This is a genomic window from Fusibacter ferrireducens, assembly GCF_015352425.1.
GTDB lineage: Bacteria > Bacillota > Clostridia > Peptostreptococcales > Acidaminobacteraceae > Fusibacter_A > Fusibacter_A ferrireducens.
Genome location: NZ_JADKNH010000012.1, coordinates 16,412 through 39,414, shown reverse-complemented (window position 1 = coordinate 39,414; position 23,003 = coordinate 16,412). Strand labels below are relative to the sequence as shown.

Below are 23,003 nucleotides of genomic sequence, written 5' to 3'. Positions count from 1 at the left end.
CCTAACTTCACTCTTTTTTTGAGACTATTTACCCTTCTGCATAAGTGCCTTGAGCTCTTCAATCAGTTCATTCATGCGCTTAAGTTCGGATTCATCGTATTCACTCAACTGCACCATCATAGATTCTCTAATCTGCCGTTTATAAATTTTTATGGCCTCAGTCCCTTTTTCAGTGATATTCAGAAGAATTAACCTTCTATCGGATTCACTAAAAGTTCGGTCTACAAATCCCATTTTTACCAAGTGATTGGATGCCACAGTAATGTTTGATTTCGGAATATTCATCAGTTCGCTGTAATAACTCACCGGCTGACCGCTTTCATGTGCGATCTTAAAGAGTAATCCCAGTTGCTGCCTTGGCATCTCGATGCCATTGTAGATCCCCCTGTATCTCTGCCATATTGCTGGAAGCAGTGTAATAAGACTGGCCGCGCACTCCTCTAAAATTGACATATGTTCCCTCCTTACGCATTCTCCATTTGAAATATACTTAAATATTGACATGCATTCATCATCGACATGCATTATTGGCACACAGTAATATTATTTTGTCAATATAATTACAAGACATCATTATTACATTTGATAATAGTTACATAATGTTACTATCATAATCTAGCACGGTTCTATGGAAACATCAATTCCTTTTTTGCATTTTTAACAATTAATTCACACATGGTCCCTTTCACAGGTGCATCTACTACAGGCAAAAAAAGAACTCTTGCACTTTTAGATTTGCAACAGTTCTTCTTAGAATTTATCTATTTAGAATTTATTCAGAATTCATTTATTCCATTTTCATTTGGGCAATCGCACTGTGAACACACTGCCTTTTTGTTCTTCACTGCGTACTTCTAGTTGACCGCCATGTGCGTTTACAATTGCTTTGACAATGGATAAGCCAATACCTACACCGCCGGATTGTCGTGCTCTAGATTTATCCACTCTATAAAATCTCTCGAAAATATGAGGCATATCTTTAGCTGGTATCCCTATGCCCGTATCACTCACCACCAATGCCACATCCGTTTCAGAAGCGTGAACTGCCACTTTAACTGCACCGCCTTTTGGGGTGTATTTTAAAGCATTATTCAAGAGATTTATGAGCACTTGTTTCAGCTTCAAAGCATCTCCCATCATCAGAGCAAGTTCACCTTCAACGACAAGATCAACTTCCTTTTTATAATATTCGCTTTTGATCGTTTCAACAACCTGTATGGCCAATGCATGTAAATCCAGTTCTTCCAATGAAATAATAAGTTGTTCGCGTTCCAACTGCGCAATTTTAGAAAGATCACACACCAAGTTACTCAGTCTTGAAGTCTCATTTAAAAGACCCTCTAATCTTTCTGGATCTGCTTGCCAAATCCCCTCTATCATAAGTTCTAAATGACTCTGAAGCGTTGTAATAGGCGTTCTCAATTCATGTGCAATATCTGAAGTCAGGCGCTTTCGAAGTTCCTCTTGAATATCAAGTGCTTCACTGAGTGCGTTGATGGTCTCTGACAATTCGCAGATTTCAAGCGTCGTGGATGGACAAGTTGCACGTGAGCCATAATTGCCCTGCATGATCTTTTGAGCGTTCTCATTTATGGCAATCAATGGTCTACTCAGCTTAACTGAAATATAAAAACCCAAGACAAGCGAGAGCCCAAGCGCAAACAAACCTGCGCCAAATAAAAGTTGCTTCAGGCCATTTACATATTTTACATCGTTATCATTAAAGAAATAAGGCCCATAATATCCAATGGTTAAAGAGCCAAAAGACTTATCTCCACTCAACAGTGCATAGCGTTTTTCCTCATAGCTTCCTTGGAAATTGGCATTTTGCTGTTTCATATTGTATTCCATTTGAGTGAGCATATCTGAACAATACCCCTTGTTATAGGTCATTGCATTCCAGAGGACATGATCCTTTGAATCAGAAACCTTGATCAAAAAACCCCTCTCCATAGCACTCACACCTATATTTTCTATGGAAATCAAATTCCAGTAGCGATCTTCTTCATGATATATCTGAGTGATTTGATTCACTAAAAGATAGCTTTCATGCTTTATCTTTTCAACTGTATAGTCTTCAAATCTCTTTTCAAAGAAATAAGTCGATGTGATCCCGATGAAAATCATCATCAATAAAACAATCAAAAAAAAAGCCAAGTTAATTTTGTTTTTGAGTCTCATTTTCATATCATACACATCCCACTACTTAAACTTATACCCAACACCATGCACGGTGGTGATGTACACAGGCAATTTTGAATCCGCTTCAATTTTAAGTCTGATATTTTTAATATGACTATCCACCGCACGGTCGTACCCTTCAAAGTCTTTCCCCATGACGAGTTCAATCAATTCATCTCTCGTAAAAACTTTATTCGCTGATTTGGCTAAGATCAGTAAAATTTTAAATTCATTTGGCGTCAATTTAATTTTCACAGAATCTCGATAAATTTCATGGCCCTTCTCATCTATGATTAAAGTTCCGTCATCATAATAAAATGCATCATTTCCAATTTTGCCTTGTGACCGTCTTAACACCGCTTCAATTCTTGCCAAGACTTGTTTCAAACTAAAGGGTTTAATGATATAATCATCCGCCCCTATTTTGAGTCCATTGATGATATCCGACTCATCAATTTTGGCAGTCAGCATGATAATGGGCACATCGGAAAAAGCTCTTATGGACTTACAAAGTGCCTCACCGCTCACCTCAGGCAACATCAAATCCAACAAAATCAAATCAATCTTTTGACGATTGATAATATGACGTGCTTCTAGCCCACTGAGATCGATAATCGTACGATATTCATGACTCTCAAGATATGCAGATAACGCATCTGCAATATTTTTTTCGTCTTCTACAATTAAAATATTCGGCATCCACTCATCCTTATCAATAATTTTAATGCTATTATCTCCTAGAAATCTCTTTTTTTCAACATTTAATTACAAGTAGAGTGTCCAAAGGTCATTTCACATCTCTCTTCTCCACCATGCGGTATCGCCTATTTTCCACAAACAACGCCACCGGAGTAGAAAGATGCTCAATATTGCACTTTGGGCACTCTACACGTCTTACACCCTCATATATGTATAAAAAAAAGGAGTCTTCTCTATTTTTTTCCGATCCTAAGCCAACCCTTTATTATTTCAGCTAAATCTCTTAGACTCCTAACACATTCTCTCATAAAAATTTGTAGATTTTATGGATTTGTAAATTTTTTTAGAAGTGTCCATACTTTCTATTGACATCAATTTATTTCGGGAGTAGAATAGTTGCATGCACAACTAATTTGGAAACAAGGAGGTTCTCCTTTATGGAAGATCCTAGAAAGGTCATTATAGATAACACTGACATCGGAAAATATCTATCCATGCTCTACAGACACAATCGAATTTTTATAGATCAGCAACTTACCGATCCTAACTTTGGAAGTGGACAACATATATTCCTCTTTTTTTTAAAAAATCATAGCGGTTCAACTCAGGAAGAGATCAGCAGAGCGCTTGATATCGACAAGGCAAGCACTGCAAGAGCCATTCAAAAACTTGAATCTCATGGCTTTGTAAGAAGACAATCTGATCAAGACGATCGCCGCATCAATCACGTATTTTTAACTGAAAAGGGCGAAGCACTCCACACTGAACTCAAATCCATATCAAATCATTGGAAATCTATTATTTTGGATTCCTTTACAGAAGAAGAAATCATCATTATAGAATCCTATTTAAAAAAATTAGCAACTAATTCTATACTCTATCGACATAAGAAAGAAGGTCAATATGACAAACACTGCAACATCTAATCCCTTAAAAACTGAACCTGTAGGCAAACTATTGCTCAAATTTTCTATCCCAGCGATCGTTGGAATGATGGTCAATGCGCTGTATAATGTCGTGGACCGAATATATATTGGTTGGCTTGGACCACTTGCTATGACTGGCATTGGACTCAACTTGCCCTTTATGACGCTTTTAATGGCATTCGGCATGCTCATTGGCATTGGTGGTGGTGCTATCATTTCCATAAGACTTGGTGAAGGCAATCGAGATGGCGCTGAAAAAATACTTGGAAATGCTTTTACACTGCTCATTATAGTCATGTCAAGCATTTCAGTTCTAGGCTTGATTTTCAAACTACCTCTCCTCTATTTATTCGGTGCAAGTGATGCCACTATCGATTTCGCAAATTCGTATATCTCCATTATTTTATTGGGGGCCATATTCCAAGGACTTGGTTTTGGACTTAACAATATCATCAGAGCAGAGGGCAGCCCTCAGACTGCCATGTACACAATGTTACTGGGTGCATTTGCAAATATCGTTCTGGACCCCGTTTTTATCTTTGTGTTTAAAATGGGCATTGCTGGTGCTGCTCTTGCAACGATTCTATCTCAACTGATATCAACCATTTGGGTACTGCATCATTTCCTTTCGGGCAAAAGTAAATTGGTTTTAAAACGAGAGAATCTCAAACTCGATCCTTCACTCATTTCAAGTATTTTCAGCATAGGCATGTCACCTTTTTTTATGCAAGTTGCCGCAAGTATTGTGACGATCATTTCAAATAATGCGCTTAAAAACTATGGTGGTGATATTGCCATTGGCGCCATGACTGTCATCAATGCCGTTGTCATCTTTTTCTTAATGCCTATATTTGGTCTCAATCAAGGATCTCAACCTATTATTGGCTTTAACTACGGTGCAAAGCAGTTTGATCGAGTCAAACAAGCTTTAAAATTAGCCATTCTTGCGGCTTCAGCGATCTGTTTCGTGGCTTTTATATCCACACAGTTTTTCACAGTGTATCTGATCAAAATTTTCAATCGAGATCCTGAGCTGATCTCCGTGGCCACCTCAGGCATGAGAATATTCTTATGTATGTTGCCCTTCATCGGTTTTCAAATCATCAGTGCAAATTATTTTCAAGCTGTGGGCAAGGCGCCAAAAGCCATGTTTTTAAGTTTGCTAAGACAAGTTATTGTTCTGATTCCCATGTTGTTAATCATGCCGCATTTCTTTGGCTTAACAGGTGTATGGTTGGCAGGTCCCATTGCAGATTTCAGTGCCACTGTGGTCACGGCAATCTTTATCTTCAATGAAATCAGACACTTAGATGATTCTTATAAACTGGAAATGGTTTAAAAATACGACACAAAGTCAGAATAAGACAAAATAAAAGAGCACATTGCGAACAACTTCTTCGCAATGTGCTCTTATTTTTTATATTATCATTTCCATCAGATGTCCAGAAGATTTTCAAAAGCGGTTATAAATGCTTCATCATTTAATTTCGACCGCTTTTTAAACTTTGTAGACTTACCTTTTTGTTCTCTGGCAAGTCTGCTCAAGTGCCTCTGATCTAATATAAAATCTATGTTATCCTTTGTAATCAAGCGACCATTTTGATTGATGACCTTCCCTTGCTTCGATAATGCCATGGCAGCTAAACCGTAATCCTGAGTGATGACAATATCGCCGATGCCCATATGATTGACAATATAAAAGTCGGCAGCATCTCTTGAAATATCCACTGTGATGATTTCTGCATAATCATCAGTCAGAACCACTGCATGATTCTTCACAACACGCACTGGATAGCCCTTTTTCTGAGCAATGTTTATGGCCAGTTTTACCACTGGGCAACCATCGGCATCAACCCAAATGCTCACTTTATCATCACTCGCCATTAGGATTGCTCACTTCTCTTTTTGGCATTTCCTTTTTAGGGGCCTTCTTGCGCGTTGTGCGCTTCTTTTTAGCAGGCGGCGTCTTAGATTTATCACTCTCTTTTTTCAGGCGAACCCACATGGATTTGCTATTGCCTTTTGTATGAATATCTAAAAAATCAAACTTTCTTAAAAATCTCGACAGCTTTGGATCACCATAATTCCTCACATCAAAATCAGGATATCTTTTTACAAGACGGTTCCCCAACTCTCCCATGTTCATACTTTGATCGTCTTCATCTATCTCATTGAGCATTTTGAGAATTGCCGCCTTAATAACGCCAAGTTCTGTCATGTTCTTCTCGCTGTCACTGATTTTGCCATTTGTCGAATTTGAATCCGCTGCCCTTGACGCTGGTCGGCCTCCATTTTCTATGGATAGAACCTCCTCACCACCGAGTTCATTGGCCTCCATACTCGCTTCAACCGTTTTCTTTTCAGAAGCTTGAAGCACTTCTAAGTACTTAAATTGATTACAAGATGCGATAAAGGGCTTAGGCGTCTTTTTTTCACCCATTCCTAGAACAAACATCCCAGACTCTCGTAATCTTGAAGATAGCTTTGTGAAGTCGCTGTCACTGGATACAATGCAAAAGCCTTCTACCTTTCCAGAATAAAGAATATCCATTGCATCGATAATCATCGCAGAATCGGTGGCATTTTTACCACTGGTATAGCCGTATTGTTGGATCGGTGTAATTGAGTTTTCAAGCAATACATCTTTCCACGATGCTGAAGTACTCTTTGTCCAGTCCCCATATATTCTCTTATATGTTGCCACGCCGTAATTCGGAATTTCATCCAATACACTGGAAATGTACTTTGCAGATATATTATCCGCGTCTATGAGTACAGCAAATCTTTTTTCTTCTAACATATAACCCCCGGTATTTTAAATTTTAGTTTCACGCCATTTGGATTTCGGTTGTTTCCGAAAACGCGGTAAGAATCTCCTGCCAAATAAGATTTTCAGTCATTCGAGCTTGCCTAGGTTCACATAAATACCGAATTGTAAGATATAAATACCCTCCTTGTACACGGACAAACACGATGGGTGTCAAGTTGGTATAGTGAAGCATATAGCGCTTTGAAGCTTCGATTACGTTTTCCTCAGCTTCTTTAGATAAGTGAAGCGTGTGGTGATTGATGATCTCTTCCAGTTTGCGTTTCGCAAGTTCCCAAGAACTGTCCAATGTGAGTCTGACCTCAATTTCATTCCAAATGTATACAAACCCCTTATTGGCATTTACTATACCATGCAGAAAAAGAAAATTGTTGGGAATATGTACAATCTGCCCTGTACTTTGCTGACCACGCTCAGGTGCCGAAACCTCCATGAGCACGGTTTGAAATACTTTGATATCGATGACGTCACCCACCATGTCATTAACGGTTATCCGATCTCCCACTTCAAAGGGTTTTTGAAATACAATGATCAGCCATGCCGCCATATTCGTGAACAACTCCCTCAAAGATATGGCGATGCCAGCAGATATAAAGCCCACATATGTGGCCAAATCCAACTTCGATCCGGACCAAATCAAAACAATCACAACCAATAAAATTACCGTATTGAAATAAGAGAGTCTCTTGCGTGTTGTATAATAAACGCTATTCGTCTTAATTGTTTTAAATAGAATTCGACTCATGAACCTAATCAAAATTAAATTCAGAAACAACAATCCAACTGAAATCAACACTTTCTGTACGACGATATTACCCTCTAGATAGCTTAACATCTCACTCATATTCACATGCCCACACTTTATTGAAATCAAAATACAAATACGTGCTTCTTTTGCGCATTAATGCTTATACTCTATTTTAACAGATTTACAGTAATTTTCGATGTAAAATATTAAAAGCCGACGATTTTCGCTGACACTGCTTGAGGGTGAACATTCCTCATCGCAGCTTTCGGCTCAAATCTTGTTGTTTAAAAAAAAAACAGAAGGCCCTGATTTTATCCATCGCGGGGCCTTCTAGCTGTTGATCTTAAATTTGTCGAGAATTAGGATACATTGCTATCTCTATTGATTTTGATATTGCGCTTTTAACATTGATGAAAATAGTCCAGGTCTCGCTTTTAATTCCATAGGTTTTCCCGTTTCTGCAATAACGCCATCTTTGACAACAACAATTTTGTCTGCGCCTAAAACCGTTCTCATTCTATGAGCAATAATCAACACAGTTTTGTTTTTCACTAGAACACTAAATGCACTTTGTATTTTGCTTTCATTTTCTGCATCTAAAGAAGCAGTCGCTTCATCCAACAAGATGATTGGAGCATCTTTTAGGATAGCTCTAGCAATGGATATGCGCTGTCTTTCACCGCCAGATAATTTCTCCCCATTTTCCCCAATTAGAGTATCGTATCCATTCGGCATTTTTTTGATAAAGTCATCACATTGTGCAAGTTGTGCCGCTCTCATAACTTCTTCATCTGTTGCATCTTTTTTGCCCAGACGGATATTTTCCATGACACTTGAGTTGAAAAGGGTCACATCTTGAAAGACAATAGAATAGTAATTCAAAAGTGTTTCGGGATCGATCTTAGAAATATCTACGCCGCCTAGAGTAATCACCCCTCTGTCTATATCCCAAAATCTCGCTGACAATTTTGCTATTGTGCTCTTCCCGCCGCCTGATGGTCCCACAAGTGCTGTTACATCATTTTGCTTTGCAATAAAACTCACTCGGTTCAAGGTTTGTACGCCATCTTGATATGAAAAATCGACATTTTTAAATTCAATATCATAGTTTTTGGGACTAAATTTCGTTTTTCCATCTTGTCTTGGCATTTTATCCATCTCTTTCATTCTCTCTATCCGAATATTGAGATACAAAAGCAGTGCAAAATTATTCATTGCATCCATAATTGGGTTATAAATACGTGCTGTGACAACGAGGAAGACCAAGTACGTAAACACACTTATAGCACTTGTCGACAATAAGTATGCACCATATAATATAACACTTGGAAGGCCAAGTCTTAAAAAAACATAGGAGAGATTAATGAGTGCACCCGCTAAAAGTTCTCCTCTGATCATCTTTTTTTCAAAGTCGTCTAGATCTTGGTTTAACGATTTTGAAAAAGTGCCTTCTCTATTATACGATTTTATTTCTTGTGCGGCATCTAGTCCTTCTTGAATCGTGTCTGAAATCTCCCGCTTCACATTATAAAGATCCTGATGCATCTCATCTTGAAATTTTTTCGATAATAGAAAGACCAATACAGCAACAGGCACCACCCAAAACACTGCTAATGACAACTGCCAATTATAAAAAAACATCATTGTGCCCATGATAAAAATCGTTGTCACTGCGGCATAAATTTGAGGCACTGCATGCGAAAACAGCATTTCTATTTGCGTGGCGTCTTCCATTATAGTGGCGCTTAAATCTGCGATATCACTTTTCCCGAAAAAGGCCATAGGCAATTTTCTAAGCGTTTCAGCCAGACTGATGCGCCTTTTGGCACTCTCCTCATATATCTTTGTGTAAGCAGAGTCATACTGAAAATACGAAACTGCCAGCATCACCAAGAATAAGACAACAGACATGACAACATAGTATGCAATACTTGGTTTAGAAGTGTTTGCAGGATTAAAAATAGTCTGTATATTTTCTTCTAAGAATTTAAAGCCCAAGATCACTGGCGCCATAAAGCTGAGTTGCATTAAAATGGTCCATAAAATTGCATAAAACAAATCTCTAGCCCCTTTTTCAGACATGGCGTATTTTTTTTGAAAGTATTTAAGCACATTGCCCTCCTTCATGCCCATCTTTAGCAACTATTTTCCAGTCAATAGATCTTTGATACTCTTCCCACATGACCTTGTACAAACCACCTTTATGTAGCAACGCTTCGTGAGTGCCCTCTTCGACAATCTTGCCGTCATCTACGACTAAAATTCGATCTACATTTTGTACACTTGTGAGACGATGAGCGATCATAAGCGTTGTTTTCCCACGTCCCAACATCTTAAGCGCTTTTTGTATCAAATGCTCATTTTCAGGATCTGCAAAAGCAGTGGCTTCATCTAAAAGCACAATCGGCGCATTTTTCAACATCGCTCTGGCAAGCGCAATCCGTTGCTGCTCACCCCCTGAAAGATAAGTGCCTTTTGAACCCATAATCGTATCCAAACCGTCTGAGAGATTTTCTATGATCTCTTTTGACTGAGAATAATCAATCGCTCTATCTATTTCCGATCCACTTGCTTCTTCTTTTCCAAACATCACATTTTCCCTTAGAGAGCCTTTGAACAGCTTTGTATTCTGAAAGACTAAGGCTATCGTCTCCATAAGTGTCTCTTTAGGAATATCTTTTACATTGACGCCACCAATCAGCACTTCCCCTTCGTCCACATCCCAGAAACGTGCTGCCAACCTCGCTATGGTTGTCTTACCACCACCAGAAGCACCAACAAGTGCTATAGTCTCCCCTTCATTTAATTTAAAACTGATCTGGTCAATAGCGCGTTTATCACTGCCTTCATATGAAAACGTAACATTCTTAAACTCTAAACTGTGATCCGTCATACTTTTAGAATGTTCCGAATAAGCCATGGTTTTATAATTGAGCAGATTATCCAATCGATCAATAGCCTGCTCCGCAATTAAAATATCTTGTTGAAAATGCATGGATTTCATTATGAGCATTGCAAAGATAGGTGAAACCAGCAGATAGAACACAAAATCTGCGAGTATAAGAGGTAAATTATTCCCTCTTCCTATCATAAAAATCACCATGGGGATTAAAAAGAATGCAGCGGATTGCATAACTGTGCTAAAAAACGACATCGGCTTTCTCCACAGCAACGTGTAATCATAGACCATTTCCTTATATCTAATGATGCTGTTGTAAAATCGCTTAAAGGAAAAAATAGTCTGCCCAAAAGTCTTCACAACTGGAATGCCACGAATATACTCCACGGATTCAGAGCTCATTTCTTCTAAAGAATCATAGTACATCTTTTGAAATTTCTTGCCTTCTTCACTCATCATAAACCGCATTGTCATAAATCCTAAAATAATTGGAATAAGAGAAACAAGCCCCATTTTCCAGTCTACTAAGAGTAATAAGGCGATCAGAATAACTGGTGAAATAACACTCCCAGCCATATCTGGAAGCTGATGTGCTAAAAAAGTATGTGTTGTGGAAGCACCGTCATTTACAATTTTACGTATTTTACCACTTGAATGTTGATCAAAAAAGCCAAGCGGCATCGACATAATCTTCTCCATTCCCAATTTTTGCATGCCGACCTCAACTCGAAATGCTGCGAGATGTGAGCTCATAAGAGACAAAAAGTAAATGAGAATACCGCCCACTGCACTTGAAAAGGCAAGCCATGCATAAAAGTTGATGTTCAAGGTATCAATAGCCTGTGGGTTGGATAAAATCTCACGTACGATATACCAGATCAGTACAAAGGGCAATATATTGAGAACTGCTGAGATACCAGACAGTACTAATGCCAGAGGCAAAAGCACTTTTTTCTTGCCCATATAGGGTATAAATCTTTTTAAAACAAATTTTTTTTTCGTTGCTGACATACTGTTTATCCTCCTAATTATTATTCACATCATTAATATGGCAAACCCATGATCATGCACGTTCTTACAACCTCATGTGTAATCAAATAGAACATTACGCCTCAATAGCGTTCTTGGATCGGTCTTAAGTGGATTCTCATTGGATTGAGTTCTCAAGACTGCCGCCTTAAAAGCACGGGGTTAAGTTCTAAATCATTATAGTTGAGAACCATTCTCAATGTCTACTCCAAAAAAACGCCCCAAAATGATCCAAAAAATAAAAGTTCCCGCATTGGGAACTTTTATGATTTTCGATATTTAAGTGGCGTCACATCATTATACTGCTTAAAAAGATGTGCAAATTTACTCGGATTTTCATACCCGACTTCATTCGCAATCTGTAAAATAGATAGTTCTGTATGTCTAAGCAACTCTTTTGCCTTTTCCAATCTCATTTTCTGAATATGAACATGTACGGTATCTCCGGTCACTTCTTTAAAACCCTTTTGTAATTTATAGATACTCATCCCCAATTGATCCGCTAAAGCCTTAACCGAAGGAATCCTCTCCAGGTCATTTTGGATGATTTCTTGGGCAACTGCGATCTTATCCAATTCAGACATTGAACAAGAACACCCTTCACATAGGTGATTTCTCTCACGGATTGATCTTACTATAAATTCTAAAGCTTTTGATTTAAGATGCACGTACCCCAACATTTCATCCATAGAAATGGCATCCATCTGCTTTGTAATCTTTCCAATTTCATAGCTGGCTGCTTCAATGATTAGAATATCTTGCTCAAAAATTTGATTTAAGTGCTCTTGCCAATCCAACAAAGCCGATTCTTTGCATTTAGGATTTAACGCCTTTTTTATAACCTGACAGCCCATGGCAACAGAAATGGTTTTACAATTTTGATACTTAAATTTGAAATGATCCACATCGTTAAGCATCTTGTATATAAAAAGGTCTCCTGCTTTAATCACGTATTTCTTAAGGCTTGGTAACATAAAAATCTCAGCTTCACCACAATAGCAGTAGCCTATTTCAAGTATATTTTCTTTAAAATCTCTGTTGTCAAAGTCAAGTTCTAAGAGATCAACCGTTTCCAGTGTTGTCATCTCCAGACCTTCTTCAATCTGTACTCTTGAAATACTGCCCGATCCCAGCTGCGCTTTAAAAACATATTTCTTGCCAAAGCGTTCTTCACAAACTTTACTGCAACATGCATTTTCAATATGTTTAAAATAAGCTTCTACTACATCTACTTTCATCTCTAATACCCCATAAATAATAAATTTATCCATTCATAAATCGTTCCGTTGATTGGATGACAACAGTGTTTGATTTTCGAAATTGATAACCATTATCATTTATCAGTATTATATTTTATATTTTTTTTCCTGTCAACGCCGCCCTGTTATTGGCTATACTAAAGGCGCCTTCAGCTTATAACCACTCTATTTTTACCTCTTCTTTTAGCCTCATACAAATTTTTATCTGCTAATTCAATTAATTCCATCGCCGTATGTTCTTCTAAACACGCACCACCAATACTCACAGTTACTTTCACATCCTTTGAAAATACAAGTTCTTCCACGCCAACCCTAAAGCGATCTGCAATTTTGGCAGTAATATCATTATGGATATGAGGCATGACAATCATGAATTCTTCACCGCCATATCGCCCCACAATATCGCCCTCTCTAGAGCGATATTTGAGCATGCTTGCAATGGATTTAATCACTTCATCACCAAAGAGATGACCATAGGTGTCATTAATCTGTTTAAAATCATCAATGTCCAATATCAATATGCAAAGAGGTCCCTTTTGCGTATTACAGTATTTGATGGATTTATCGATAAAATCGTGAATATAGGCATTGTTGTAAAGCTGCGTCATAGAGTCTCTAATGGCAAGATTTTCGAGTTTCTCATTTTGCTCTTGGAGCATAATGTGATTTCTTTTAATTTCAAATCTCTGCTTGTCAAATTGTCTTGACAAGCTGATGGCTATAACCGTGTACATAATAGACGTAAACATAATATCCGTTGTAAAATAAGTTTCCTCATAAAGCAAGTTGCCTATTGAAAGAAATATCACATTATTGAGCCCCATCAATAGCGTTGTGTATTCCGATCTCATGGTGACCACCATGGACAACACCACAAGTACAAGCGCAAAAGTTGTCAAATTCCCCTGCTTAATTTGGTTTAGCACTGTAAATGCAGTTCCCCATGTCATAACAGAGACAAAATAAACTTTTTCAAGAATGGCATTCAATCTAATGTGAACATAATATAGTTTCTTTTGATAGTAAATGATCGGCAAAAGCACAAAGTGGATCGCAAGAACAATTAGGATATAAACTTTTATATCATCGTGAAAAACGCCCATCAACGAAAGAATCAAATCGATTATTTCCACAATAGTAAATATACCGCCTATTTTTAAAATGCGATCTAAATTTTCTTGAAAAACAATTGCGTGAATTCTTTGGTTTTGGGTCAACTTTTCCATCTACAACACCTCTTTTTCGCATAAAAGCCATGCCTTAAGTTTACAATCGTCTCATATATACCCCCTATACCCGTTTTTTATTACTTTAAGAATTAATTCCTCTGATCAGATTCACCATTTCAATGGCACTCACCGCAACGTCAAATCCTTTATTGCCGGATTTTGTTCCCGCTCTCTCAATCGCTTGTTCAATATTATCAGTTGTAACAACACCAAACATGACAGGAATGCCTTCGTTGAGCGAAACAGTAGCTATGCCTTTAGCCACTTCACTGCAAACCAAATCATAATGTGAAGTCGCTCCCCTGATGACAGCACCTAAGCAAATTATGGCATCATAGTTTTTGGTCTTTGCCAGTTGCGCGGCAATAAGCGGCATTTCAAATGCGCCTGGGACCCATGCAACAGCAATTTGATCACAATCTACACCATGTCTTGTCAAAGCATCCATTGAGCCCTCTAATAATTTAGACACGATAAACTCATTGAATCTAGATGCAACAATACCTATTTTCATTTCTTTAGCAATTAATTGTCCTTCAATTTTTTTCATTATATTCTCTCCCTATGTTTTAAAGTAAGTGTCCCATTTTATTTTTTTTAGTTTCTAAGTAAAAAGCATCGTGAATTGTGGATTTGATTCGAAGCGGCGTTCTTCGAACCACTTCGATGCCATAGGCGCTTAATCCCTCTATTTTAAGGGGATTATTGGTTAAAAGATCGAGCTTTCTAACCCCTAAATCTCTTAAAATTTGTGCACCTATAGCATAGTCGCGTTCATCCTCTTGAAATCCCAGCGCCAAGTTTGCTTCCACAGTGTCCATCCCCTGATCTTGAAGTGCATATGCCTTCAATTTATTCACAAGACCTATGCCTCTCCCCTCTTGTCTTAAATAGAGCAAAACCCCCATTCCAGCACTTTCTATAACCTCCATTGCCCTTGACAATTGCTCACCACAATCGCATCTTGCAGATCCAAATGCATCTCCTGTAAGACACTCAGAGTGGACTCTACAGAGTACTGGCGAATCACTACTTATATGCCCTTTTACCAATGCCACATGATGTTCACCATTCAATAAATTGATATAACTATGTGCCATAAACTCGCCGTATTTTGTGGGCATTTTTGTCACAGAAATGCTTGCCACAAGTTTCTCTTGACGTTTTCTGTAATGTTGCAGTGCTTTAATCGTAATAAACTTGAGGTGATGTGTTCTAGAAAAGGTCATGAGTTCAGAAGCGCGCATCATTTCTCCTCGGTCGTTCATCATCTCACAGCACAGCCCACAAGGGCTCAAACCTGCCAACTTCATTAAATCCACAGTGGCTTCAGTATGACCGTTGCGTTCTAAGACACCATTTGGCTTAGAACGCAGTGGAAACATATGTCCCGGTCTCCTAAAATCTTCAGGCTTAGCGTTGGGATCAACACATGCTCTTGCCGTTATTCCCCGTTCAATTGCAGATATGCCTGTGGTGGTTTGGATATGATCTATTGAAACTGTAAAAGCCGTCCCATGCACATCCGTATTGTGCGTGACCATCTCTGATAAATTGAGTCGATTTGCAATTTCTCGGCTCATGGGCATGCAAATTAGGCCTCTCCCGTAAGTCGCCATAAAAGTCACGTTTTCTGTTGTGGCGAATTCTGCCGCACAGATGAGATCCCCCTCATTTTCTCGATTGGCATCATCTGTCACGATAATCATTTCACCTCTTTTTAAAGCCTCCAGTGCATCTTCTACTGAGTCAAAATTATACATTGTCATTCTCCTTTTTATGTTTTACTTAAGCTTTTAACTCTTAAAAGCCATGCTCCATTAAAAACGCTTGCGTAAGGACATTGTCCTTCTGTCTAAATAGAAAGTGTTCGATATATTTGCCCACCATGTCCGCTTCAAGGTTAACCGTCTCACCGATCTGCTTGTAGCTCAATGTTGTTTGAGATAACGTATGGGGAATAATACTCACAGAGAAATGGCTTGATGTTGTATGCGTCACCGTCAATGAAATGCCATCAATTGCAATAGAACCCTTCTTAACGATGTATCGCATGAGTTTTTCCGGTGTTTTAAAGGTGTACACAGTGGCGATGCCATCCCTTTTTATCGTCGCTATCTCTCCAACCGCGTCCACGTGACCGGAGACCATGTGACCTCCAAATCTGCCATCCGCTCTCATTGCCCGCTCTAAATTCACCACATCGCCACATCTCAATTTGCCCAAATTGGAATACTTTAACGTTTCATTCATAACATCTGCCACCATTGTTGTAGCGCTAAATTGCGTCACAGTGAGACAGACGCCATTTACAGCAATGCTGTCCCCCTGACGAATATCCGTAAGGACCTTACGCCCCTCTATTTCTAGCCTTGAAACTGTATTGCCAGTAAACATACTCTTAACATTGCCAAGTTCTTCTATAATGCCAGTAAACATTGCCCTGTTTCCTTTCTAAATCGATACTCCAATAAAACATCCTCCTCTATTTTTTTAATTTTGACGAGATCAAGTGCCCTTGCGTCACTCATTGATTCCACGCCATTACCACCAATTGGTGTGAGGGCCTCATGTCCACCCAATATCTTTGAGCCTATAAAAGTATATAGATACTGGGCTAGACCTTTACGTATAACTGCTTCATTTAAAGTACTCCCCCCTTCCACCAATACACTTTGTATGCCGAGTGCTCCCAGTGCTCTAAATGCCAAACTCAAATCAAGATGTCCTGCCTTTGCAGGCACATCCAGTAAACAAAAACCTTTGCGCTCTAGTGCTTTTCGTTTAGAAAGACCTGTGCGAGTTTCACTTAATTCCTTTGAAAAAACGACATAGGTTTTTATGTGCTTTGCCGTCTCTGCTATTTGTGAAGTCAATGGCATTCTCAACTGGCTATCACAAATAATTCGGATCGGACTCTGATTTAAGTCTGCTTTGTATGTTAAAAGCGGATTATCCTTGATCACGGTTCCAATCCCCACCATAATGCCTTGATATTGCCGCCTCAGCTGCTGAACATAACGCCTTGATCCTTCACCAGAAATCCACTTGGATTCGCCTGTTTTAGTGGCAATCTTACCGTCCGCAGTCATGGCGTATTTCATTGCCACATAGGGCATCTTCATCTTCATGTGGTGGAAGAAAAAACGATTGACCATCATACATTCTTCCTGCAAAATAGCTTCAACGACTTCAATGCCTTGCGTCTTAAGTATCTCTATGCCTTTGCCACTGACCAAGGGATTTGGGTCTCTTGTACCAATGACCACACGTTTAATGCCGCTTCTTATGATGGCTTCTGTACAAGGCGGTGTCTTGCCGTAATGACAGCAAGGTTCCAAAGTCACATAAAGTGTCGCCCCTTTGACTTCATCTACACAGCTTCTAAGTGCGTTGATTTCAGCATGCGGTTCACCAAATTTTTCATGATACCCCTTTCCGATGATCTTGTTTTCATTTACAATCACTGCACCGACCATTGGATTTGGCCGGACCCTTCCGAGACCTTGAATAGCAAGTTCCAAAGCAATTTTCATATAATGTTCATGTGTCATTGTGCCCTCCTACTTGAGTTTTGAGAATAAATTCATCAAAAAAAAGCCCTGAATCCAATCAGGGCTTTGGTTCTACTACGGGTTGAGCAACATTTGGCGCATCTCACGATGATCCAAAACGATTTTCGCTGACAGTTTTCCCGATTGGTGCCTCGGGTAAACCTTTTGGCTCAAATCTTGTTGCATTGAGCAACATTTGGCGCATCTCACGATAATCCAAAACGATTTTCGTTGACTATTTTCCCGATTAGTGCCTCGGAGAAAATATTTTGGCTCAAACCTTGTTGCATTGAGCAACATTTGGCGCATCTCCTGATGTCGCAAAACGATTTTCGCTGACTATTTTCCCGATTGGTGCCTCGGAGAAAATATTTTGGCTCAAACCTTGTTATTTTAAAAAAACTCTGAAACGGATTACCATTTCAGAGCTTGTTCTTAAAATAATCATAATGCCATCCATATTTAACTTCATGAAAAACACTATGAAATCTTTAATCTTCTTTCATCCAGACTTTACTGTCGGCCTCGGAATTACACCGAATCATACCTTGCGGCTCGTGGGCTATACCACCGGTAGGGAATCTCACCCTGCCCTGAAGATTCTATTAAATTACTGACATCTTAGCACAGTAAAATTGTGATGTCAATTGTTTTAAGATCCATCATTACGATTTATACACCAAACTTTTCAACCACTTCTGCCCAAGTTGGCAATGAACTCTGCGCTCCTGCTCTTGTCACAGTAATCGCCGCCACTAAGGTTCCAAAGTTAATGCTTCTATCCAGAGACTCACCTTTTGACAAGGCAAAAAGCAATCCGCCTATAAAGCTATCCCCAGCGGCAGTTGTATCCACAGGAGCAACTTTTTGTGCTTTGAAATAGGTCTTTGTAACCCCATCACATAAAACTGCACCTCGCTCACCTAGGGTGATCAATATTTTTTTAGTGCCCAGTGCAATCAAGTCACTTACCCCTTGATCCAGCATGTCTTCATTTTTCGGATCACAGCCTGTCAACAACTTAAACTCTGTCTCGTTAGGAATTAATATGTCCACATGCCTTAAAATAGAAGGGGATAACGCCTTTGCAGGGGCAGGATTTAAAACAGTGGTAATGCCTTTCTGTTTTGCCATCTCAAAACTTTTTTCTATGATTTCAAGCGGTACTTCTAATTGTGCAACCAGATAGTCGCCCTCTAGTATTTGCTCTGAAACATCTTGTGTTGAAAGTTCAAAATTTGCTCCCGGAATGACTACGATAGAATTATCCCCACTCTCATTAACCATGATCAGTGCTGTTCCTGTGGGCGCGGATTTTGATTTCAACACATATTTTGTATCCACATGGTCATGGTTAAGACTCTCCATCAATTGCTTCCCAAACTCATCCTCTCCTACCCTGCCGATCATCGAAACATTGCCACCCAATCTACCAATTGTGGCTGCTTGATTGGCACCTTTCCCCCCGGGAATTTGGACAAACCCTTCTCCTAGAACCGTTTCTCCTACCACTGGCGTTTTATGAACACGTGTCACTAAATCCATATTTAAGCTTCCCAATACACTGACCTTTTTCATATAACCGTCCTTTCTATCATCATAACGCTCTCTAAATAACTCTATTTTGTCGTATCACGTATAATCAACTCTGTTTTTAAAACAGCCTCACTGCTTTCAATCTCAGCACGATTGAGGATCTGAATCAAAAGTTCTGCAATCTTATAGCCCATAAGGTATTTGGGTTGACTCACCGTTGTGAGTTCAGGCTGTATCATTCTCGCCAAGTAGATGTCATCAAATCCAATAACACCCACTTCATAAGGTACAATTTTGCCATTTGCCTTTAAGGCTTTGAGCACTCCCATGGCAATTAAGTCATTTCCACAAAAAACGCCATTAAAATCAATGCCCTGTTTTATTGCCAATTCTATGCGCTCGTATCCAGATTCACTGGTGTAATCGCCTTCGATGACAATGTGATCATCTTCTTGATATCCGAATGCTTTAAGTGCCTTTTTATAGCCTTCAATCCTATGTCGCGCCGGTGTGCTTGCGGCAGGCCCGCTGAGATGAATGACTTTAGTATAACCCTTATCCATCATATACTTTACAGCTTCATACGCTCCGGAAATATTGTCCACCATAATTTTACCCTGAACCTGAAGGCCTTCCATTTCACGGTCTAACAGGACAATCGGAACATTGATGTTTTTCAATGAATCACTGACCTTCAAACGCCTGCTGGATGCTGTAAAAATGATACCATCCACCATTTTCTCTTGTAACATGGCGATATAAGCATCCTCTTTTTTCATATCATCATCTGTGTTGCACAAAATCAGACTGTAACCTGCTTCACTTGCTTTGTCTTCAGCACCCCTTGCCACTTCAGGGAAAAAGGGATTGGCTATATTCGGAATTACGAGTCCGATACTTTTGGTCTTTTTGGTAATCATGCTACTTGCCACACGATTGGGTACATAACCTGTTTCTTCTATGATTCTAAAAATGCGGTCTCGAGTCTTCTGAGAGATTTTGGAATCTTTTTTGTTGATTACCTTTGAAACCGTTGCAGTTGAAACATCTGCCATCCGAGCAATATCTTTTATAGTCACTTTCAAATGAGCCTTTCCTTTCTAGAGGTAGAAATAGAAATCGAGGTAAACGTTTACCCTACTTTTAAATTATTATACCAACTTCTGTTTTTCTTTTCAAGCTCTTTTTATCATTGAAAAAATACATCAGTAGATTATAATGTAAAGTAACAATAGAAACGGAGGCAATCACTTGTATTCAATCATGTCATTAATTATTCTTTTTGTAGTAAGTTATATCGGATATCGCCTATTTGAATTGGTTCATTTTCCGGCAAGTCGGATCGTAGGCCCTATCTTCGCAGTAACCCTTATTCAGGCATTCGGCTTTTCCACAGAAGTGCCAAGTCTTTTTAAAATGGGCTTTTCTGTGGTATTTGGAGTCTATCTAGGGCTCAGATTTGATAAAGATGCACAAAAACAATTGCTAAAAGCAATCGTACCTGCTGTTGTCCTTTCTGTGTCTTATGTCTTCATTACCATTTTATATGGTAGCATCTTAACAGCTGTAAGTCACATGGATCAAAACACGGCATTTTTAGCAGTTATACCTGGTGGCGTTGCGGAAGCTGGTGTATTAGCGGTTTCTTTTAATGCAAATTTGGCACAGGTTTCATCTTTTCAGCTCATTAGATATCTTTCAATCGTTTTAATCATGCCACTTCTATCCAAATTTATCATTGTGCCCTTGATCAACCGTCATAAATCAGCTGAAAATGAAGTCCAAGAGATTAAAAATGAACACCCAGAAAGAGGCACTCATCTCGAACTAGAGCCCAAAGATAATCGATCGCTATACAGCTCTATTTGGTTTTTAGTCGTGGGGAGTTTAGGCTCTTTTCTGTTTTATCAAATCCATTTTCCAGCGGCGTTATTACTCGGTGCTACTGTCTTTATTGCCCTTTTGCAAACGCTCTCCCCAGTTGCCTTTAAACTGCCAAATGTGCGTTACTATGAATGGGCTCAAATTGGTATGGGTGCTGTAATAGGCACAAGCTTTACAAAAGAGAGCTTTATGCAAATGAGAACTTTAATATGGCCAATGCTCATGATGACAGTTCTAATTGTGACGACCAGTATCATTCTTGGTTTCATCTTTTCAAAGATTTTTAGAATGGATTACATAACTGGGTTAATGAGTGTTCTTCCTGGAGGCATTTCCACCATGATCATTTTAGCGGAGGACTTAGATGCAGATATTGTTACCATCAGTACGTTACAGTTAGCACGCCTAATAACTGCTGTTGCCTTTATTCCAATTCTCTATCAGTGGTTACTCTGAAACAAGATTTGTTGAAAATAACAAAACGCCACTACTAAGCTAGAAGGTTTATGAGCTCCCAGCGCATTCAAAAGTGGCTTGTATCGTTCGCGTCGGTTCTTTTGAGACAATCGGAACGACCCATGATATTATTCAAAACTGGATTAAAGAACATCCATATGAGATCGATGGACCTGTGAGAAAAATTTATCGCAAGGGCGATTGGATCACTGAAAATCCAGATGAATATGTGGCGGGGATTCAATATTTGATCAAATAGAAATTGTCCAGCTCACCTATTAGTAACTTGAAAAAAGGTGCCTGTGGATAAATGCTGTTTTTGAGCGTTTTATCCATAGGCACCTTCTTTTATTGTGAATATGTATCACTTTAGTGCCTAAGATCATAGGCTTCCACACCTCTTGATACAAAATCATTTCTAAAGTTCTAAGCAAATAAGGCAATTCTGCTAAGTGTTTGCCCTGTAATCATAACCTCAGTATCCATTATTCTAGAAACTATAATTCATCATACGATTTAATTGGTAAAAAATCAGATATCTTGATTAATCCCATGATGCCACCTGGTGCATCAAACTTCAAGTATTCATCATTGTATGCCTCGACGATGATATAAGATTCAATTTTCTCTGACATTGTTTTACCACTAAGTGTTAATAATTCTGCATTAAGTTTTATTTTGCCTTCTCTAATGTCCTCATCATCAACAATACCAACCTCATCTTTGCGAATCCAATAATTATCATAAAGAGGTTCTGAATACCTTAATATCTGAACACAATACCACCCCTCATACTCAGCTTGTATGACGACAACTTTACCACTTTCAATTACTTCATCATAATTAAAGGCTGCTGCTTCTTCAGGAAATGGTTTAAGAATTGTAGCATCCAATACATACTTTATTTCATTACTTACTAGATTTACTGGTTTTGACGCTGTAATATACCAATCGTTTATCCAACCTCGTTCGCCATTTACTTCAATTTCAACAAAATGGCCTTCAATAGATTTCACTAAAGCACGATCTCCTTTATTAAGCATTATTTTAGGATAATCTGCATAGTTATAATCTGCTTCATCATTTGCTGATACATCATAAACGAGTATATATTCCTGATTTACTTGTAAACTTCTATTTTTTGAGTGATAGAAATATAAAGCTACTATCATCAATAATACTAAAATACCAACAATTGCTTTCTTCATAAGAATTCTCCAAATTCATAGGGGCTATTCTCCTATGAATAAATATTTTTTAGTGCTTTATCATCGGTGTGTAAGCTGAAGCTTCATCTAGTGTCTTATATCATTTTTTTGCTTTATCTTCTGTACCACCAACTGTACTTTCAAGAGTTATTGTTTTTAATGACGAGCCGCTTTTATCAAAAATTTCGATTTGATTGTCGAATGTGTCTAAAATAATAATACGACCATCATTTGCTATGGCAAAACTTTCAGAACCTCTTTTTTCTAATTTTGCATTAGGCTCTGCCTGTGTGTAACCAATAATGCCTTCACCGGTCCTACTTTTAGATCGACATAATTTTTAATAGCCTACATAATCAATTTTATCTATGTAATTAACCATTTTCAAAATAGCAGTTTGAACAACATCCTGTGACTCATAGCTATCCTTTAATATGCCATTGACTATGTAAAACATGCGTTTATGGTATTTGAGATACAGTTTTTCTAAGGTATCTCTTTCTTCAGTATTTTTTATATTCATCAAAAATATTAACATAAAATCCTTACCTTTCTTTAATTGCTCCAT

General features: G+C 38.6%; 21 protein-coding genes and 1 riboswitch. Of the genes, 4 read left to right on the top strand and 17 right to left on the bottom strand.

Annotation, left to right across the window (positions count from 1 at the left end; translation table 11 throughout):
• Positions 1-24: 24 nt before the first annotated feature.
• The 3 genes from ISU02_RS17930 to ISU02_RS17920 form a co-directional block, all read right to left on the bottom strand.
• The gene (locus tag ISU02_RS17930; RefSeq protein ID WP_194703223.1) at positions 25-453 is read right to left on the bottom strand and encodes a MarR family winged helix-turn-helix transcriptional regulator; all 429 of its coding nucleotides are present in this window, start codon (positions 451-453) and stop codon (positions 25-27) included.
• Positions 454-798: 345 nt separating this feature from the next.
• Entirely contained in the window at positions 799-2,187 is a 1,389-nt protein-coding gene (locus ISU02_RS17925; RefSeq protein WP_194703222.1) for a sensor histidine kinase, read from the bottom strand.
• A gap of 15 nt (positions 2,188-2,202) precedes the next feature.
• Complete coding sequence (locus ISU02_RS17920) at positions 2,203-2,880, bottom strand: response regulator transcription factor (RefSeq protein ID WP_194703221.1); 678 nt, start codon at positions 2,878-2,880, stop codon at positions 2,203-2,205.
• 437 nt (positions 2,881-3,317) lie between these two features.
• Here ISU02_RS17920 and ISU02_RS17915 point away from each other — a divergent pair, with 437 nt between their 5' ends.
• The gene (locus ISU02_RS17915; protein WP_194703220.1) at positions 3,318-3,806 is read left to right on the top strand and encodes a MarR family winged helix-turn-helix transcriptional regulator; all 489 of its coding nucleotides are present in this window, start codon (positions 3,318-3,320) and stop codon (positions 3,804-3,806) included.
• On the top strand, positions 3,784-5,145 hold the full coding sequence (locus tag ISU02_RS17910) for an MATE family efflux transporter (protein WP_194703219.1): 1,362 nt from the start codon (positions 3,784-3,786) through the stop codon (positions 5,143-5,145). Before ISU02_RS17915 ends, ISU02_RS17910 begins: the two co-directional genes overlap by 23 nt.
• 95 nt (positions 5,146-5,240) lie before the next feature.
• On the opposite strand, the gene ISU02_RS17905 is transcribed toward ISU02_RS17910, so the two are convergent.
• The 13 genes from ISU02_RS17905 to ISU02_RS17845 all read right to left on the bottom strand — a co-directional run bounded on the left by ISU02_RS17905 (position 5,241) and on the right by ISU02_RS17845 (position 19,966).
• Complete coding sequence (locus ISU02_RS17905; protein WP_228727871.1) at positions 5,241-5,690, bottom strand: YaiI/YqxD family protein; 450 nt, start codon at positions 5,688-5,690, stop codon at positions 5,241-5,243.
• Positions 5,680-6,606 carry an NYN domain-containing protein gene (locus ISU02_RS17900; RefSeq protein WP_194703218.1) on the bottom strand — a complete coding sequence of 309 codons (927 nt, stop codon included), beginning with the start codon at positions 6,604-6,606 and terminating at the stop codon, positions 5,680-5,682. The genes ISU02_RS17905 and ISU02_RS17900 overlap by 11 nt, the downstream gene beginning before the upstream one ends.
• 28 nt (positions 6,607-6,634) lie before the next feature.
• Positions 6,635-7,477, bottom strand: coding sequence for a mechanosensitive ion channel domain-containing protein (locus tag ISU02_RS17895; protein WP_194703217.1), 843 nt, complete (start codon positions 7,475-7,477; stop codon positions 6,635-6,637).
• A 282-nt stretch (positions 7,478-7,759) separates the two neighbouring features.
• Positions 7,760-9,493, bottom strand: coding sequence for an ABC transporter ATP-binding protein (locus ISU02_RS17890; protein ID WP_194703216.1), 1,734 nt, complete (start codon positions 9,491-9,493; stop codon positions 7,760-7,762).
• A complete protein-coding gene (locus tag ISU02_RS17885; protein WP_194703215.1) occupies positions 9,486-11,291 on the bottom strand; it encodes an ABC transporter ATP-binding protein in 1,806 nt (601 codons plus the stop codon). Before ISU02_RS17885 ends, ISU02_RS17890 begins: the two co-directional genes overlap by 8 nt.
• A 281-nt stretch (positions 11,292-11,572) precedes the next feature.
• Positions 11,573-12,547, bottom strand: a complete 975-nt coding sequence (locus ISU02_RS17880) for a helix-turn-helix domain-containing protein (protein ID WP_194703214.1) — start codon at positions 12,545-12,547, stop codon at positions 11,573-11,575.
• Between the two features lie 170 nt (positions 12,548-12,717).
• Positions 12,718-13,794, bottom strand: a complete 1,077-nt coding sequence (locus tag ISU02_RS17875; RefSeq protein WP_194703213.1) for a GGDEF domain-containing protein — start codon at positions 13,792-13,794, stop codon at positions 12,718-12,720.
• Between the two features lie 85 nt (positions 13,795-13,879).
• Entirely contained in the window at positions 13,880-14,347 is a 468-nt protein-coding gene (gene ribH / locus ISU02_RS17870; RefSeq protein ID WP_194703212.1) for a 6,7-dimethyl-8-ribityllumazine synthase, read from the bottom strand.
• 19 nt (positions 14,348-14,366) lie between these two features.
• Positions 14,367-15,560 carry a bifunctional 3,4-dihydroxy-2-butanone-4-phosphate synthase/GTP cyclohydrolase II gene (locus ISU02_RS17865; RefSeq protein ID WP_194703211.1) on the bottom strand — a complete coding sequence of 398 codons (1,194 nt, stop codon included), beginning with the start codon at positions 15,558-15,560 and terminating at the stop codon, positions 14,367-14,369.
• Between the two features lie 40 nt (positions 15,561-15,600).
• Positions 15,601-16,236, bottom strand: coding sequence for a riboflavin synthase (locus ISU02_RS17860; RefSeq protein ID WP_194703210.1), 636 nt, complete (start codon positions 16,234-16,236; stop codon positions 15,601-15,603).
• Positions 16,218-17,351 carry a bifunctional diaminohydroxyphosphoribosylaminopyrimidine deaminase/5-amino-6-(5-phosphoribosylamino)uracil reductase RibD gene (gene ribD / locus ISU02_RS17855; protein WP_194703209.1) on the bottom strand — a complete coding sequence of 378 codons (1,134 nt, stop codon included), beginning with the start codon at positions 17,349-17,351 and terminating at the stop codon, positions 16,218-16,220. Before ribD ends, ISU02_RS17860 begins: the two co-directional genes overlap by 19 nt.
• A gap of 490 nt (positions 17,352-17,841) precedes the next feature.
• A riboswitch (FMN riboswitch) is annotated at positions 17,842-17,956 on the bottom strand.
• Between the two features lie 67 nt (positions 17,957-18,023).
• Entirely contained in the window at positions 18,024-18,929 is a 906-nt protein-coding gene (gene rbsK / locus ISU02_RS17850; protein ID WP_194703208.1) for a ribokinase, read from the bottom strand.
• 41 nt (positions 18,930-18,970) lie between these two features.
• Positions 18,971-19,966: a LacI family DNA-binding transcriptional regulator gene (locus ISU02_RS17845; RefSeq protein WP_323985059.1), complete on the bottom strand. Its 996-nt coding sequence runs from the start codon at positions 19,964-19,966 to the stop codon at positions 18,971-18,973.
• A gap of 172 nt (positions 19,967-20,138) precedes the next feature.
• Here ISU02_RS17845 and ISU02_RS17840 point away from each other — a divergent pair, with 172 nt between their 5' ends.
• Together ISU02_RS17840 and ISU02_RS17835 are read left to right on the top strand one after the other, a co-directional pair.
• Entirely contained in the window at positions 20,139-21,227 is a 1,089-nt protein-coding gene (locus ISU02_RS17840) for an AbrB family transcriptional regulator (protein WP_207736405.1), read from the top strand.
• A gap of 73 nt (positions 21,228-21,300) precedes the next feature.
• Positions 21,301-21,486 carry a hypothetical protein gene (locus ISU02_RS17835; protein WP_194703205.1) on the top strand — a complete coding sequence of 62 codons (186 nt, stop codon included), beginning with the start codon at positions 21,301-21,303 and terminating at the stop codon, positions 21,484-21,486.
• Positions 21,487-21,724: 238 nt separating this feature from the next.
• On the opposite strand, the gene ISU02_RS17830 is transcribed toward ISU02_RS17835, so the two are convergent.
• The gene (locus ISU02_RS17830) at positions 21,725-22,435 is read right to left on the bottom strand and encodes a hypothetical protein (RefSeq protein ID WP_194703204.1); all 711 of its coding nucleotides are present in this window, start codon (positions 22,433-22,435) and stop codon (positions 21,725-21,727) included.
• Between the last annotated feature and the right edge of the window lie 568 nt (positions 22,436-23,003).

Excerpts from the sequence above, each read along its gene's own strand:
- ISU02_RS17905 (WP_228727871.1), bottom strand. The coding sequence starts at position 5,690 with ATGGCGAGTGATGATAAAGTGAGCATTTGGGTTGATGCCGATGGTTGC.
- ISU02_RS17895 (WP_194703217.1), bottom strand. The coding sequence starts at position 7,477 with ATGAGTGAGATGTTAAGCTATCTAGAGGGTAATATCGTCGTACAGAAA.
- ISU02_RS17830 (WP_194703204.1), bottom strand. The coding sequence starts at position 22,435 with ATGAAGAAAGCAATTGTTGGTATTTTAGTATTATTGATGATAGTAGCT.
- ISU02_RS17920 (WP_194703221.1), bottom strand. The coding sequence starts at position 2,880 with ATGCCGAATATTTTAATTGTAGAAGACGAAAAAAATATTGCAGATGCG.
- ISU02_RS17915 (WP_194703220.1), top strand. The coding sequence starts at position 3,318 with ATGGAAGATCCTAGAAAGGTCATTATAGATAACACTGACATCGGAAAA.
- ISU02_RS17925 (WP_194703222.1), bottom strand. The coding sequence starts at position 2,187 with ATGAAAATGAGACTCAAAAACAAAATTAACTTGGCTTTTTTTTTGATT.
- ISU02_RS17910 (WP_194703219.1), top strand. The coding sequence starts at position 3,784 with ATGACAAACACTGCAACATCTAATCCCTTAAAAACTGAACCTGTAGGC.
- ISU02_RS17865 (WP_194703211.1), bottom strand. The coding sequence starts at position 15,560 with ATGTATAATTTTGACTCAGTAGAAGATGCACTGGAGGCTTTAAAAAGA.
- rbsK (WP_194703208.1), bottom strand. The coding sequence starts at position 18,929 with ATGAAAAAGGTCAGTGTATTGGGAAGCTTAAATATGGATTTAGTGACA.
- ISU02_RS17860 (WP_194703210.1), bottom strand. The coding sequence starts at position 16,236 with ATGTTTACTGGCATTATAGAAGAACTTGGCAATGTTAAGAGTATGTTT.
- ISU02_RS17875 (WP_194703213.1), bottom strand. The coding sequence starts at position 13,794 with ATGGAAAAGTTGACCCAAAACCAAAGAATTCACGCAATTGTTTTTCAA.
- ISU02_RS17930 (WP_194703223.1), bottom strand. The coding sequence starts at position 453 with ATGTCAATTTTAGAGGAGTGCGCGGCCAGTCTTATTACACTGCTTCCA.
- ribH (WP_194703212.1), bottom strand. The coding sequence starts at position 14,347 with ATGAAAAAAATTGAAGGACAATTAATTGCTAAAGAAATGAAAATAGGT.
- ISU02_RS17900 (WP_194703218.1), bottom strand. The coding sequence starts at position 6,606 with ATGTTAGAAGAAAAAAGATTTGCTGTACTCATAGACGCGGATAATATA.
- ISU02_RS17880 (WP_194703214.1), bottom strand. The coding sequence starts at position 12,547 with ATGAAAGTAGATGTAGTAGAAGCTTATTTTAAACATATTGAAAATGCA.
- ISU02_RS17885 (WP_194703215.1), bottom strand. The coding sequence starts at position 11,291 with ATGTCAGCAACGAAAAAAAAATTTGTTTTAAAAAGATTTATACCCTAT.
- ribD (WP_194703209.1), bottom strand. The coding sequence starts at position 17,351 with ATGACACATGAACATTATATGAAAATTGCTTTGGAACTTGCTATTCAA.